The 250-nt window shown below is 61.6% G+C and carries 1 protein-coding gene; it reads left to right on the top strand.

Annotation, left to right across the window (positions count from 1 at the left end; genetic code table 11):
- The coding region (locus AC1RPJ_RS08275) for a hypothetical protein (RefSeq protein ID WP_481762929.1) at positions 1-250 on the top strand (250 nt) is incomplete at both ends.

Genomic DNA, 250 nt, shown 5'->3' with positions numbered 1-250 from the left:
ATCGGCACGTCGTCGATTCCTGCCTGCGGCCATGACTCAGGATCAGCAGATCGTGGCGCAGCAGGTGCGTCGCGGTTCGAACGCTCCGATTCAGGGGTTTGCATCGGAGATCGGGGTTCGGGCCGGCCGCGAGATCATGGAGGCCTACTACGATGCGCTGCCTCAGTGGCGCGAATGGTTGGGTCTCGAAGGTACGGACTGGGATTGGCGCATGATCTTCAACCGTACCGTGCACGACGCGAACTACTAC

The sequence above is a fragment of the Dellaglioa sp. CoH-57-MRSF-17 genome (genome assembly GCF_056782015.1).
This window is presented reverse-complemented; position numbering and strand designations above follow the sequence as displayed.